Raw genomic sequence first — 12,008 nt, forward strand, 5'->3', positions numbered from 1 at the left:
CGGTGACGCCGAAGCGCTGCCCACCTCGGTCCTGCTCGACCGGCTCAAGGACGACCCCGAGGCACCGTGGGCGACCTACTCCAACCCGCTGCAAGGTCTGACCGCGATGAAACTCGGTTTCCTGCTGCGCGACTTCGACATCCGATCCGACACGATCCGGTTCGACACCGGACAAGCCAAGGGCTACCAGCGTGCCGCGTTCGCCGACGCCTGGGCCCGCTACTGCGCACCCGCCCCAACCTGCCTCATCTGCCGCCAACCTCTCGCGATCGACGACGGCACCCGCACACACCCGACCTGCGACCCGGAGGCCCGTCGATGACCACCCACCCCACCCGACCGGCGACACGTCGAGGGCCCCAAGCCGTACCAGCCGTACCAGCCGTACCAAGACCCTGTTTTCCGAGGTCAGGCCACGATTCCGAGTGGTACGGCTTGGGAAATCGAGCCGTACCAAAGCCGTACCAGAAATCCCAAGCCGTACCAGCCGTACCAAAGCCGTACCACCCAAAATCCGCACCTGACCAGCCGAAACACGCCGTTGGTACGGCTGGTACGGCTGGTACGGCTCACCCCACCTCAACCCACAACACGAGCGCCAAGGAGGCCCACTGATGAGCAAGATCAGCCGCCGCGATCACCTGGCCGTCGCGGGATCAGCCAACGACCCGAACGATGTGCTGCCGATCCTCTGGACATCGCGCGAGGTCGCCGAAGCGCTCAAGGTGACGCCGTCGACGCTCTGCCGCTGGCGGGCAACCGGCAAGGGACCTCGCGTCTACTGGCTCTCTCCTGACTCGCCCCGCTATCGCCGTAGCGACGTGCTCGCCTGGCTTGAGGAGGTGGCCGCGTGAACGTCCGGAAGATGACGAACGGTCGCTGGCAAGCGCGACTGAAGCAAGGTCGGGTCGACATCGGCACAAAGATGTTCGACACCCGCCGCGAGGCTGTCGACTGGCTCACCCGCGAGCGTGCCGCGCTCGCGGGTGGGTTCGACCGCCGCGCCGGACAGATCACCGTCCGCAAGGCCTTGCCGATGTGGCTCGATGAGCGCAAGGCGACCGTCGCCCCCAAGACGTACACCGCAGATGCCGCGCTCCCGCGCCTAACACCGCCCGCGCTGTCAGCCCTGCAGATCGGCAGTGTGACCGAACGCGAGGTCTCCCGCGCGCTGGTCGCGCTCCGCCGCCGAGGCCTCGCCGAGAAGTCGGTCAAGCGCTACCGGGCGTCACTGTCTTCGTTCTTCGCATGGGCAGTCCGAGAACGCATGGTCCAGCACAACCCCGTCACACCAACCCGAGTACCCAAAGCAAGTGAGGTAGCCACCGAGATGCACCCCTTCAGCGAGACCGAGCTAGAGACCTTCGTCCTCGATGCCGCCCACCTCGCATCGAGGGACTCCGTCAGTCTGATTCGAGCAGCAGAGCGAACACGCGACCTCGCCCGACTCTCGGACATCCTGCTGGTCGCGGGATGGACCGGGCTCCGCTGGTCGGAGCTGCGTGAGGTTCGAGTGAGCGACGTCGTATTCGACCCCATGCCGGGCATCTACGTTCGACGCGCAGCACCCGAGGGAGGCGAAGCCAAGACAACCAAGTCCGGGAAGTCCCGATTCGTGCCGCTCGCGGACCGCATCCTCCCGACCGTCAAAGACCTGATCGCCGGACGCACCACCCGCGATCTGGTGTTCGTCACCGCCACTGGTCACCGGTTGCACGCGAGCGCCGTCAAGCGGGCCGTCGACTGGGAGCTGATCTCGCACGGCCGCAGAATTCACGATCTGCGCCACACGGCCGCCTGCCTGTGGCTGGCGAAGGGCGTGCCCGCGACCACGGTTCAGGCATGGATGGGGCATGCCTCAATCGCGACGACAAACATCTATCTGCACCACCTCGGGACCGTCGCAGATGAGGCCGGATTGGCCCGCCTGAACGGCTCGGGGGGAATCCGGGGGGAATCCGCCGAATAACGGCAGCACAAACAAGCAAGAACCCCGCCTGACTCTCTGCGTTTCCGCAGGTCAGGCGGGGTTCTTCTTTGGTGGAGCTGAGGGGATTCGAACCCCTGGCCTTCTCATTGCGAAGGTTTGGAGACCCAGAACTATGGGTTGAGAACACCTGGCAGGCGTTGCATGTATTGCATGTCGTTTCACCCTCGGGGGGAATCGGGGGGGAATGAATCGGCGAGCGTGCAGGCCTTCCGAACATGTGCGTCAATACGTCGCGCTGCATCACGCGGCTCGACCATGGATGTATCGAACCTGAGGTCTGCCTCTCCCAGTTCGGGCGTCGCCCGCCATGCCTCCAGACGCTCTGCAACGTCCGCACTCCCCCGCTGCCGCAACCGATCGACTGCGACATCCTCCGGACACCAGAGAGAAACGACAACCCAACGCGCTCCACTGACCGCCGTGGCTACCGCGTCGACCGCCTCGACCTGTCCTAGGTGGAGGACCGGCACCCCATGGCCGAGCGCGTCGATCAGGCCAGGCCTGTCAACCGCATAGGTCGCACCGTAGCGGCTGTTCTCCCACACGACGCCGCCGCGCTCCCGTAGTTCTTGGAGCGCGGCGCTGGTCGTAATTCGGTAGCCCTCTCGGCGACCCTCGCCGACCTTGATTCGCGCGAAGTGGACGTAGTCATCCGACAGCGCTCGAAGGGCAGCGTCGACGGTGTCCTTCCCAGCGGCCGGCGGACCGTAGAGGATCACCCCGCGAGTCATTTCGCGGGCACCTCGGCGAGCGTTGCTATCAGTCGCGCCGCCTGATCCTTAAGAGGCTCCGCAGATGTCGAATTGTCGATGACGTGATGGTCCACGACTGGACGGAACGTGAGGTCAATCGCCTCCATGTACGCGTCCCAGGTGGCCAGCTTGTGCGCGTCACGAGCTGCACCCCGACGACGTACATAGGTCAGCATCGTGTCCGCGTCACAGGTGACCCACACGACGGTCATGGGTAATCCGTCGTCCGCAAACTGCGCCTGCTGGCGCGCGAGCCACGACGCGTCCTTGAACTCACGCAAGAAGGGAGCCGTGACGACGGCACCAGCGCCGCATGCCGTGTTTTCGTGCGCCGTCGACATCAGCGCCTCATACTCACGCGGCCGGACCTTTGACAAATAGGTCTCCGACTCCCGATCGCTCGACTCAGCCCCCAACGCCTCAAGAGCCACCTCGACAACTGGGCGGGTGATGGTGTCCTTGTCGATGATCATCCAGCCCGTCAGCCGGGTGAGGATGCGCCCGAGCTCGGTCTTGCCGCTACCCGCGTAGCCGCCGATCAGCAGAGCCCGGGGAGCCGCCTCGCTCACCTTGGGCGTGAGGTGCGCAGATCGCACGATCCGGCGCGAACGCGACTGGTTCTCCACCAGCCCCATCTCTGCGAGTGCCTTCATCGCCTCATTGACCGTCCAGACGCTCGCACCCGTCTGCTCGGCGAGCGTTCGGGTCGACGGCATGACCTCGCCGTCACGTAGGACCCCCGCCTCGATCTGGTTCTGAATGTCGCGTGCGATCCGCTGCTGCTTCGCACCCGCCAGTGCGTCGATTGGCCCGTCTGTCATGCGTCTCCCTAGTTCGACCTTCGCCATTCAGTGTGCTCGTTCTGACCTAACAGTTTCGCTGACAACTGTCGCACGACCCCAGCCCGAGCGGAAATTTCTCGCAGAAACTTCTACCTAACAGTTGACATGGTGAGCCATTCCGTTGTTAGGTAGAACACAGGCAGCCACCCGGCTGCCAGGCCACGGAAAGGGCATGAAGATGATCACGACCACCGCCACCATCACCGCCAACCAGGGCAAGACCCTCGACGCGATGTACGCCGCCTGGCAGACCCGCAAGGACACCGCCGACACGGTCAACCGTGGCCAGATCGCCACCCGGAAGCACCACCACCGCGTCATCACGGGTCTCGCTGAGCGCGGCCTCATCCGCTGCGTCCGGTCCTTCCCGTCCGGCGATGCCTTGTTCGCCCTTACCGAAGCCGGTCGTCAGGTTGCCCGCTCCCGAAAGTACGGAGCCTGACCCACGATCCCCGGGCCCGGGGTGAGCCCCAGAGGCAGCCCCGGCCCGGCCACCAAGCAACACCCGCTCATCACCCGGAAGGAACCACCCCGATGCACACCGACCACTTCGCGAACACACGAGACGAGCCGACCGGAGATGACCTGGCCGCGATTGAAGCCGAGTGGCCGCAGATCGCTGCTGAGGTCGATCTGGTCGAGGCCGAGTGCCGTCTGCTCGCTGACCCGGCCGACGCGCTCGCCAAGCGGGCCCACCGCCGGGCGATGACGGCACTGCTGCACCTGCTGGTCCAGCAGGCCAACCACGACGCGGCGATCTCGGCCGCGCCTGTCTACACGATCACCGACCCTCGCCCGGCCGTCCCGGCCGAGGCCGCCTGAAAGGCATATCTAGTCATGGTTACCGCACCTTTGTTCATCATCTTCCTGATCGTCGCTGTCTTCATGGTCCGCTGGGGCGGCACCCACCCGGGTGTCCTCGCCTTCGGTGCGGTCCTCGGTCTCTCGTTGGCCTCGACCACGATCGGCGCGCCGATCCTGGACGGGATCGAGACGGCGATGACGTCGGCTCTCTCGGCCGCCTCGAACATCGCCGGGGGTGCCCGATGAGTACCGCGAAGTCGTGGGATCTGACCTGGGCCGCAAACATCCTGGAGTGTGTCCCGAACGTGGACGTGCACGGCTTCAAGGTGAGCGCGGGGACGGACGTTCGTCTCGCTCATGGGGCCCCGGAGCGTCGACCCGCTGTGCTGCTGGAGATCGAGCCCGCTGGGCTTGTCGCGGCACAGCTGATCGCCGATGCGCTCTACCTGAGCGAGGATGCCCGGGCCTACGTCGCTGACGCGATCGGGCTGCTGATTCGTCACGACTGGTCCGGTCGGGTCCCTGCTGGCAGTGGCGAGACCACGGTGTTCGTGAAGATGTCGACCACCGAGCGCGTGTGGACCGTCTCGGAGGCCGCAGCATGAGCACCCCTGAGAACCTGGCGAAGATCCCGACATCCAAGCCCGAGATCGCGGCCGCTCTGCGCCGCTGGGCGAAGGGCTCCCTTCCCGACGAGGCTGCGGTCGAGCTGCTGGTCCGTGCCTGGGGCGGTCGCCTGCTGAACGGGTCGTGGGTCCGGGTCGAGCCCGGCGCTGCCTGGATCGACGCCGACCGCGCGGACGGTGGCTACCTCTCCGGGGGTGAGCGTCGCCTGCTGGACATCGCGCTGTCCCTGGCCTCCTACGACCGCACGGTCTGCCTCAACGAGGTCCTGCCCGGCTTGGACCGCACCGCGTTGCGGCTGGTGATCGCCGCGACCGCGCGTGCAGCTGGCGCCTCCTACCCCTGGCCTGACAACACCACCACCGAGAGGTAAAGGAACTAGTCATGAAGATCAACAAGGCAGCCGCCCGGGCCGACTTCAAGAAACAGGCTGCGAAGTTCCGCCGCGAGGCTGAGATGGCCGAGAAGGGAGCCGCGCGCTTCCGTGAGCAGGGCAAGCCTGCCGCCGCGAAGACCTGCGAAGACCTGGCCAAGGTCTACCTCAAGCAGGCCGACATGGCCGAGAACTACAAGTTCCCCAAGTGGGTGAAGTGACGCCATGGCTGTCGAGTACACCGGCCTGTTCGGCCACGGCACCGTCAAGGACACCGCACGCCACGTCGCCCGGACCCACCGCGCGAAGGTCGCGAAGAAGCTGCCCGGCTCCAAGGACCCGCACGCGGGCAAGAAGGCCAAGGTCGGCAAAGCGTCCGACCCGTACCGGAACAAGAAGCCGGTCAAGCGCACCAACCCAGTGGCGAAGGGCTGGTTCTGATGCCCAAGCGCCCCAAGGTCACCGTCATCAGGTCGGGGCCCAACACCCCCGACATCGTCGTCGACCCGTCCGCGAGGACGCCGTATGTCCAGGTCGGCGTCCACACCATCACCCCCGCCGCCGCCCGGACCCTGGCCAAAAACCTGACCAAGGCCGCTGGCCTTGCTGAGAAGGGAGCCTGATCATGACCACCACACCGAACCAAGAGGCCCACGGGATCGGGGTCTACGACCTCGACGCGGCTCGCCGCGCCCGTGAGGCCGCTCCTGAAGCCTCTGAGAGCACCAACGCTGCCCCGGCCATCGCCGAGAACGTCTCTGAGCGCGCTCAGGCCGCTCACGACAACACCGACGCCGCCGCCGAGGACGACACGGAGACGACTCCGGAGATCGTTGACGGTCAGGTCCTCGCCGTTCGCGACGACCGGTCCGGCACGGTCAAGGCTGCCCCGCGCCGGGAGATCCTGCCCGCCTGGGCCAAGGACCGCGAGTCGGCGAAGTCGGCGGCTGCGTGGGCGGTGAAGCACTACGGCCACACCACGACCTATCACGGGGTGCGTCTGCCGACGTACTACGCGAAGTTGGCCGCCCGGTCCCCGCTCGGCCTGGGCCGTGTCATGGCTATGTGCTGGGGCTGGATCTTCGACGCCGAGGACAAAGAGAACCGGATGACCGTACGCGGCAACACCCTCGACGCCGGGGCCTATCTCCGGCTGAGGGAGGACCACCGCCGCCAGATCAAAGCGCGCGTCTTCCTTGCGGTCCTGATGCTCCTGACCGTGGCCGGCATCGCCGCCTACGTCGTGTACGGGATCGACTCCCTGATGGTCCAGCTCGGTCTCGGCTTGGCCGCTCTGGCTGGTCTCGGCCTGCTCGGTCGCAACCCGGACAAGCCGATCACCGGCCGTGCCGTGGACACGGCCAAGGAGCCGCGGCTTACCTCGGACCTGATCCTCAACGCGCTCGGTTCGCTGGGTCTGGCGCGGCTGAACCAGGCCATGGCTAAGGAGGGTGCGAAGGCGATCGCGTTCGTCTCGCCGATCATGCGTGACGGTGCTGGGTTCCGTGCCGAACTCGACCTCCCGCCCGGGGTGACTGCCTCGGAGGTGATCGAGCAGCGCGACCGTCTCGCTTCGGGTCTGCGTCGCTCCCTGGGGAAGGTGTGGCCCGAGACCGACCCCGAGGTCCACGTCGGCCGCCTGGTCCTCTACGTCGCCGACAAGTCCCTGGCCCAGTCCAAGCCCGCGCCCTGGCCGCTGGCCACCTCCGGGAAGGTCAACGTGTTCGAGCCGATCCCGATCGGTGTCGACCAGCGTGGCCGCCCCGTGGTCGTGACCCTGATGTTCGCGACCGGTCTTATCGGTGCCCTGCCGCGCATGGGTAAGACGTTCACCCTGCGCCTGCTCTGCCTCGCTGCCGCGCTGGACCCGCGCGTCGAGCTGCACACCTACAACCTCAAGGGCGGATCCGACCTCGGGATGCTCGATGACGTCGCCCACGCCAACCGGTCCGGGGACGACCCCGAAGACATCGACTACCTCGTCCGCGACCTGCGGGAAGGGGCGATCGAGATGCGCCGCCGCTACAAGGCCATCAAGACCCTGCCCCGGGAGGTGTGCCCCGAGTCCAAGGTCACCGACGCTCTCGCCTCGGAGAAGTCCCTCAAACTGCACCCGATCTTCTGGGCCTTTGACGAGACACAGAAGATGTTCGAGCACCCCACCCACGGGGCCGAGATCGCCGAGATCGTCACCGACCTGGTCAAGCGCGGACCCGCGGTCGGGATCATGGTCTGGCTGGCCACCCAGCGCCCCGACGCCAAGTCCATCCCGACCGGCATCTCCGCGAACGCGGTCCTGCGGCTGTGCCTCAAGGTCATGGGACAGGTCGAGAACGACATGGTCCTGGGGACCTCGATGTACAAGTCCGGCATCCGCGCGACCACCTTCGGTCGTAAAGACCTCGGTATCGCCTACCTCGTCGGTGAGGGTGACGACCCGGTCATCGTCCGGTCCTCCTTCGTGGACGCGCCCGCCGCCGAGGTCATCTGTGCCCGTGCCCGTGCTGCGCGGTTGGCCGCTGGCCGCCTGACCGGAATGGCGGCCGGGGAGATCCTGCCCGACGACGACACCGGATCCATCCTGGACCACCTCCTCGCGGTCTGGCCCGAGCACGACCCGGAGTGGAGCAACGGGAAGGTCTGGTGCGACGAACTCGCCGCCCGCCTCGCCGAGCACAACGGGTCGCTCTATGGCGGGTGGACCGGGGAGCAGGTCACCGCTGCCGTCAAACCCCACGGGATCCGCACCGTCCAGGTCAAGAAGGTCATCGACGGCAAGCAGACCAACAAACGCGGTCTGGTCCGCCGCGACCTGACCGACACACTCGGCCACACCGACACCGACGACCCCGACAACCCGATCGGAGGTGTCCTTGCACCCGTCTGAACCCCGGAATCGGTAGCCGTAGCGGCTGCTACCCGTAGCACCCCTGCTACTACCGAAACTGCTACCTGACCAGCGACGTAGCGGAGTAGCCCTCCACTTCGCGCACCCGTTCGAACCCTGGATCCGGGCCGATCCGACCCCTCCTCCCGCCCGCTACCGCTACCCACCTCGCCCAACACCTCCACCCGGTAGCGGAGAAACCCTCCAGAAACGTCTCGCTGGCCCAAGTCCCTACCTCACCCATGCCCGAAACAGTCCGAAACAGGAGAACTCACCGCCATGAACGCGCACACCACCACCACCAAGAAACGGCCCTCTGGCCTCGCTGGTGTCGGCTACGGAATGACCTTCGTTGGCTTCGTCCAGGTCGCTGTGACCATCGCGCCGCAGGTCGCCGCGATGATCCCCGCCGCAGGTTCTGCCGCGCCCGCTGTCGGTGTAGCCGTCGCTCTCGCCGCTGATGTGGTGTGGGCTGCGCTGGGTCACACCACGATCGGTGCCTACAAGTCCGGACAGCGAGCCGCCGCCTACGGCTTCGGTGCCGCCACGGCGGTTGCTGTGGCCGCCTCGACGGTCCTGCTCGCTGCTGTCGGGCACATGGGCCCTTGGTCGGCGATTCCGGCGCTGGCTGCGCTGCTGCTGGTCGCTGACGGGATCCGCGACCAGGTCACCGTCTCCCCGGAGACTGCCGCGATCATCCGGTCCCGCACGGCAGAGATCCGCGACCAGCGAGCCCTGGCCGTGATCGAGGCTCGTCACGCCGCCCACATGGAGACCATCACCGGCTACGGCGAGTCGGCGCGGCTGGCCGCACGTACCCGTGCTCTGGCCGAGATCAAGGTGACCGTCGAGCGCGCCGAGAACCGCGCCGCGTCCCGGCTGACCAGGTCCGCCGAGAAGCACGCGGCCGGGGCGATCGCCTACGGCAAGCTGATCGGCCGTCAGGCGACCCTCACCCCTGACACAACCCCTGACACCAGGGCTGACACCGCGGGTGACACCGACCCTGACAACCACCCTCACGAGATCACTGCTCCCGGCTCCGCTGTCACCCCGGCTGTCAGTGTCGCGCCGACCCTGACTGTCATCCCTGACACCCACGACGACGCGCACCACAACGAGGACCACATCGACCAGTGCGCCATCTGCGATGAGCCGCTGAACGACGAGGACGGCGACCAGGTCCACGCCGCGTGCGCTGCGGTCGAGCTGCGCGCGTACGGGCTGCCCGTGCCCGAGGTCGCCGGGCTGCTCGACGTCTCCGACCGGACCGTCTACCGCTGGACCAATAGCAGGGCTGCGGGTGCCTGATGAGCCGCCCTCCCCGCCGTCCGCGCCGCCGCTATGTGCAGCGTCGCCGCCACTGGTGGCGCGACCTGATCACCAGCGAGTTTCACAACGCCTCGCACGCCTGGTTCCTCGCCGCTGAGGCCGAATCCCTGGGCTATCCGACCGAACTCGCCGAGTACGCCGCCGAGCACCCGCGACCGACCTTGAAGGGCTTCATGGTCGCCCTCGCCCGACCCGACCGCCACGAACCAGACCAGCACCACGACCAGCACGAATCCGAGGAAGGACAGATCGATGATGCAGCAGCAGCCTGACACCCTGACCGACAGCCTCACGACCGCTCTGGACTACGCCGCCCGTGGCTGGCGAGTCTTCCCCCTGCTGCCCGGCTCCAAGCGGCCCGCTACGCCGAACCACCGTGCCACCGACTGCGATGGCACCGCCCCGGGGTGCCGCACCACTCACGCCGGGTGGGAGCAACGCGCCACCATCCGCGCCGACAAGATCACCAAAGCATGGTCCAGCAACCCCGCCTACGGAGTCGGGATCGCCTGTGGGCCCTCCCGCCTGGTCGTGGTCGACCTCGACACCCACAAGCCCGGAACCGAGATCCCCGAACCGTGGAAGTCGTTCGAGATCACCACTGGCGCCGACGTGCTCGACCACCTCGCCGGAGTCCACGGCGGCACCATCACCCCGACCTACACCGTGCGCACCGTCTCCGGAGGAACCCACCTCTACTACGCTGCGCCGGCCGATGTGGCCTACGGCAACACAGCCGGAAAGATCGGCTGGTTGATCGACACCCGCGCCCACGGCGGATACGTCGCCGCACCGCCAACCAGCATCGGAGCTAGCGCGTACGACATCATCGACGACCGCCCGGCCGCACCGCTCCCGATGTTCCTGCTCGACCTCCTCACCCACGACCGCCGACCCGCCACCCGCACGTCACAGAACCGCTCTCAGGACGGTTCTAGGACACAGGCCCGACCACTACAGCCGATCGGGTCCGGCGAGCCACTGCGCGACCCGGACGCGTACGTAAACCGCGTCTTCGACATCGCGATCAACGGCGACCACGCAAACGGCGTCGCGGGTCTGCTGGACGCGACCAAGGGCGGCCGAAACGCCGCGCTCTTCGTCGCGGCCGCCACAGTCGGAAAGTTGGTTGCACGCGACCTGATCACCGAACACTCCGCGCTCGACCGGCTGTTGGTCGCTGCCGCTGGGCACATCGCCGCTCGCGCCTACACCGCCTACGAGGCCGAGAACACGATCCTGTCCGGCTTCCGCCGCGCCGCGACCCGGAGCGCCGCATGACCCACGCCTTCGACCAACGAGACGACCAGACAACGCCCAACTCGGAACCCAACCCGGAGGAACAACCCATGGCCGACGACACCACCACCGCCGAGAACGTCACGGTCAGCCCGGGTGAGGAAAGGCTCACCCCGGCCGACTTCGCGCCCAACGCGGGAGAGCTGCTGCTCAACGAGGTTCGCGATGCGATCGGGAAGTACGTCATCCTCCCCGATGCTCACGCCATGACCGGGGTCGTTCTCTGGATCGCCGCCACCCACGCCGTACCCGTGTGGGCCCACGCGCCCCGCCTGGTGATCCGTGCCCCGGAGAAACGATGCGGCAAGTCGCGGCTGCTCGACCTGGCCGAGGCGACCTGCCATGACCCGCTGCTCACCGTCAACGCCTCACCCAGCGCCGTTTACCGCTCCATCGGGATGAAGACGAAGAACCCGCCCACGATCCTGCTCGACGAGGCCGACACCATCTTCGGACCCAAGGCAGGCGAGAACGAAGACCTACGCGGCCTGCTCAACGCCGGACACCAGCGCAACCGGCCCGCGCTGCGCTACAACGCCGCTAACTCGAGCGTCGAGCGCATCCAGACATTCGCCATGGCCGCCCTCGCTGGGATCGGTGCGATGCCGGACACCATCGAGGACCGCGCCGTCGTTATCCGGATGCGTCGTCGCGCGCCTGGTGAGTCCGTCGCGCCGTACCGGACTCGCCGTGATGGTCCAGCGCTGGACAACCTCCGAAAGCGGCTGAACCAGTGGGTGGTCGCGCATCATGACCACCTCGGCACCGCCACCCCGGACATGCCGGTCGAGGACCGCGCCGCCGACACCTGGGAACCTCTGCTCGCGATCGCCGACCTTGCCGGAGGCGACTGGCCCGAGATCGGCCGCGAAGCCTGCGTCACCCTCACCGAGACCCGCGACGCCAACGCACAGACCACCCTGCAAACCCGACTGCTGACCGACTGCCGTACCGCGTTCGGTGACGCCGAAGCGCTGCCCACCTCGGTCCTGCTCGACCGGCTCAAGGACGACCCCGAGGCACCGTGGGCGACCTACTCCAACCCGCTGCAAGGTCTGACCGCGATGAAACTCGGTTTCCTGCTGCGCGACTTCGACATCCGATC

Annotated in this window: 18 protein-coding genes; 16 read left to right on the forward strand and 2 right to left on the reverse strand. The window is 67.1% G+C overall.

All coding sequences use genetic code 11. From position 1 onward, the window contains the following. From BKA18_RS19390 to BKA18_RS19400, 3 genes are all read left to right on the forward strand, one after another. A partial coding sequence (locus tag BKA18_RS19390; protein ID WP_429638435.1) for a DUF3631 domain-containing protein occupies positions 1-322 on the forward strand: 322 nt, incomplete at its 5' end. 292 nt (positions 323-614) lie between these two features. Beyond that, positions 615-854, forward strand: a complete 240-nt coding sequence (locus tag BKA18_RS19395) for a helix-turn-helix transcriptional regulator (RefSeq protein WP_179661025.1) — start codon at positions 615-617, stop codon at positions 852-854. Beyond that, positions 851-1,969 (forward strand): tyrosine-type recombinase/integrase, encoded by a 1,119-nt coding sequence (locus tag BKA18_RS19400; protein WP_343051811.1) that lies wholly within the window; start codon positions 851-853, stop codon positions 1,967-1,969. Before BKA18_RS19395 ends, BKA18_RS19400 begins: the two co-directional genes overlap by 4 nt. Positions 1,970-2,148: 179 nt before the next feature. Here BKA18_RS19400 and BKA18_RS19405 read toward each other — a convergent pair whose 3' ends face one another. Both BKA18_RS19405 and BKA18_RS19410 read right to left on the reverse strand, forming a co-directional pair. Then, entirely contained in the window at positions 2,149-2,721 is a 573-nt protein-coding gene (locus BKA18_RS19405) for a phosphotransferase-like protein (protein WP_179661037.1), read from the reverse strand. Then, complete coding sequence (locus BKA18_RS19410; RefSeq protein ID WP_218861152.1) at positions 2,718-3,590, reverse strand: AAA family ATPase; 873 nt, start codon at positions 3,588-3,590, stop codon at positions 2,718-2,720. The genes BKA18_RS19405 and BKA18_RS19410 overlap by 4 nt, the downstream gene beginning before the upstream one ends. 166 nt (positions 3,591-3,756) lie before the next feature. Here BKA18_RS19410 and BKA18_RS19415 point away from each other — a divergent pair, with 166 nt between their 5' ends. From BKA18_RS19415 to BKA18_RS19475, 13 genes are all read left to right on the forward strand, one after another. Further along, positions 3,757-4,026 carry a hypothetical protein gene (locus BKA18_RS19415; protein ID WP_179661036.1) on the forward strand — a complete coding sequence of 90 codons (270 nt, stop codon included), beginning with the start codon at positions 3,757-3,759 and terminating at the stop codon, positions 4,024-4,026. A gap of 92 nt (positions 4,027-4,118) precedes the next feature. Continuing rightward, the gene (locus BKA18_RS19420; protein WP_179656084.1) at positions 4,119-4,406 is read left to right on the forward strand and encodes a DUF6284 family protein; all 288 of its coding nucleotides are present in this window, start codon (positions 4,119-4,121) and stop codon (positions 4,404-4,406) included. A 15-nt stretch (positions 4,407-4,421) separates the two neighbouring features. Next, positions 4,422-4,634, forward strand: a complete 213-nt coding sequence (locus BKA18_RS19425; protein WP_179661035.1) for a hypothetical protein — start codon at positions 4,422-4,424, stop codon at positions 4,632-4,634. Next, positions 4,631-4,993 (forward strand): hypothetical protein, encoded by a 363-nt coding sequence (locus BKA18_RS19430; RefSeq protein ID WP_179661034.1) that lies wholly within the window; start codon positions 4,631-4,633, stop codon positions 4,991-4,993. The genes BKA18_RS19425 and BKA18_RS19430 overlap by 4 nt, the downstream gene beginning before the upstream one ends. Next, positions 4,990-5,385, forward strand: a complete 396-nt coding sequence (locus tag BKA18_RS19435) for a P-loop NTPase family protein (RefSeq protein WP_179661033.1) — start codon at positions 4,990-4,992, stop codon at positions 5,383-5,385. Before BKA18_RS19430 ends, BKA18_RS19435 begins: the two co-directional genes overlap by 4 nt. Positions 5,386-5,396: 11 nt before the next feature. Continuing rightward, on the forward strand, positions 5,397-5,606 hold the full coding sequence (locus BKA18_RS19440; protein ID WP_179661032.1) for a hypothetical protein: 210 nt from the start codon (positions 5,397-5,399) through the stop codon (positions 5,604-5,606). Positions 5,607-5,610: 4 nt separating this feature from the next. After that, complete coding sequence (locus BKA18_RS19445) at positions 5,611-5,826, forward strand: hypothetical protein (RefSeq protein WP_179661031.1); 216 nt, start codon at positions 5,611-5,613, stop codon at positions 5,824-5,826. After that, on the forward strand, positions 5,826-6,008 hold the full coding sequence (locus BKA18_RS19450) for a hypothetical protein (RefSeq protein WP_179661030.1): 183 nt from the start codon (positions 5,826-5,828) through the stop codon (positions 6,006-6,008). Before BKA18_RS19445 ends, BKA18_RS19450 begins: the two co-directional genes overlap by 1 nt. 2 nt (positions 6,009-6,010) lie before the next feature. Continuing rightward, positions 6,011-8,272 carry a cell division protein FtsK gene (locus tag BKA18_RS19455; RefSeq protein WP_179661029.1) on the forward strand — a complete coding sequence of 754 codons (2,262 nt, stop codon included), beginning with the start codon at positions 6,011-6,013 and terminating at the stop codon, positions 8,270-8,272. A gap of 279 nt (positions 8,273-8,551) precedes the next feature. Continuing rightward, a complete protein-coding gene (locus BKA18_RS19460) occupies positions 8,552-9,583 on the forward strand; it encodes a helix-turn-helix domain-containing protein (RefSeq protein ID WP_179661028.1) in 1,032 nt (343 codons plus the stop codon). Next, on the forward strand, positions 9,583-9,876 hold the full coding sequence (locus BKA18_RS19465; protein ID WP_179661027.1) for a hypothetical protein: 294 nt from the start codon (positions 9,583-9,585) through the stop codon (positions 9,874-9,876). Before BKA18_RS19460 ends, BKA18_RS19465 begins: the two co-directional genes overlap by 1 nt. Then, positions 9,857-10,885, forward strand: a complete 1,029-nt coding sequence (locus BKA18_RS19470; protein ID WP_179661026.1) for a bifunctional DNA primase/polymerase — start codon at positions 9,857-9,859, stop codon at positions 10,883-10,885. The genes BKA18_RS19465 and BKA18_RS19470 overlap by 20 nt, the downstream gene beginning before the upstream one ends. Then, positions 10,882-12,008 (forward strand): DUF3631 domain-containing protein (locus tag BKA18_RS19475; protein WP_429638439.1); only part of this gene is annotated, 1,127 nt, incomplete at its 3' end. The genes BKA18_RS19470 and BKA18_RS19475, both read left to right, overlap by 4 nt.

Source organism: Streptomyces auratus, assembly GCF_050433025.1.
Lineage (GTDB): Bacteria > Actinomycetota > Actinomycetes > Streptomycetales > Streptomycetaceae > Streptomyces > Streptomyces sioyaensis.

What these genes read in the sequence shown, in the direction of transcription:
- BKA18_RS19395 (WP_179661025.1), top strand. Translation starts at nt 615, where the DNA reads ATGAGCAAGATCAGCCGCCGCGATCACCTGGCCGTCGCGGGATCAGCC.
- BKA18_RS19405 (WP_179661037.1), bottom strand. Translation starts at nt 2,721, where the DNA reads ATGACTCGCGGGGTGATCCTCTACGGTCCGCCGGCCGCTGGGAAGGAC.
- BKA18_RS19410 (WP_218861152.1), bottom strand. Translation starts at nt 3,590, where the DNA reads ATGGCGAAGGTCGAACTAGGGAGACGCATGACAGACGGGCCAATCGAC.
- BKA18_RS19415 (WP_179661036.1), top strand. Translation starts at nt 3,757, where the DNA reads ATGAAGATGATCACGACCACCGCCACCATCACCGCCAACCAGGGCAAG.
- BKA18_RS19420 (WP_179656084.1), top strand. Translation starts at nt 4,119, where the DNA reads ATGCACACCGACCACTTCGCGAACACACGAGACGAGCCGACCGGAGAT.
- BKA18_RS19425 (WP_179661035.1), top strand. Translation starts at nt 4,422, where the DNA reads ATGGTTACCGCACCTTTGTTCATCATCTTCCTGATCGTCGCTGTCTTC.
- BKA18_RS19430 (WP_179661034.1), top strand. Translation starts at nt 4,631, where the DNA reads ATGAGTACCGCGAAGTCGTGGGATCTGACCTGGGCCGCAAACATCCTG.
- BKA18_RS19435 (WP_179661033.1), top strand. Translation starts at nt 4,990, where the DNA reads ATGAGCACCCCTGAGAACCTGGCGAAGATCCCGACATCCAAGCCCGAG.
- BKA18_RS19440 (WP_179661032.1), top strand. Translation starts at nt 5,397, where the DNA reads ATGAAGATCAACAAGGCAGCCGCCCGGGCCGACTTCAAGAAACAGGCT.
- BKA18_RS19445 (WP_179661031.1), top strand. Translation starts at nt 5,611, where the DNA reads ATGGCTGTCGAGTACACCGGCCTGTTCGGCCACGGCACCGTCAAGGAC.
- BKA18_RS19450 (WP_179661030.1), top strand. Translation starts at nt 5,826, where the DNA reads ATGCCCAAGCGCCCCAAGGTCACCGTCATCAGGTCGGGGCCCAACACC.
- BKA18_RS19455 (WP_179661029.1), top strand. Translation starts at nt 6,011, where the DNA reads ATGACCACCACACCGAACCAAGAGGCCCACGGGATCGGGGTCTACGAC.
- BKA18_RS19460 (WP_179661028.1), top strand. Translation starts at nt 8,552, where the DNA reads ATGAACGCGCACACCACCACCACCAAGAAACGGCCCTCTGGCCTCGCT.
- BKA18_RS19465 (WP_179661027.1), top strand. Translation starts at nt 9,583, where the DNA reads ATGAGCCGCCCTCCCCGCCGTCCGCGCCGCCGCTATGTGCAGCGTCGC.
- BKA18_RS19470 (WP_179661026.1), top strand. Translation starts at nt 9,857, where the DNA reads ATGATGCAGCAGCAGCCTGACACCCTGACCGACAGCCTCACGACCGCT.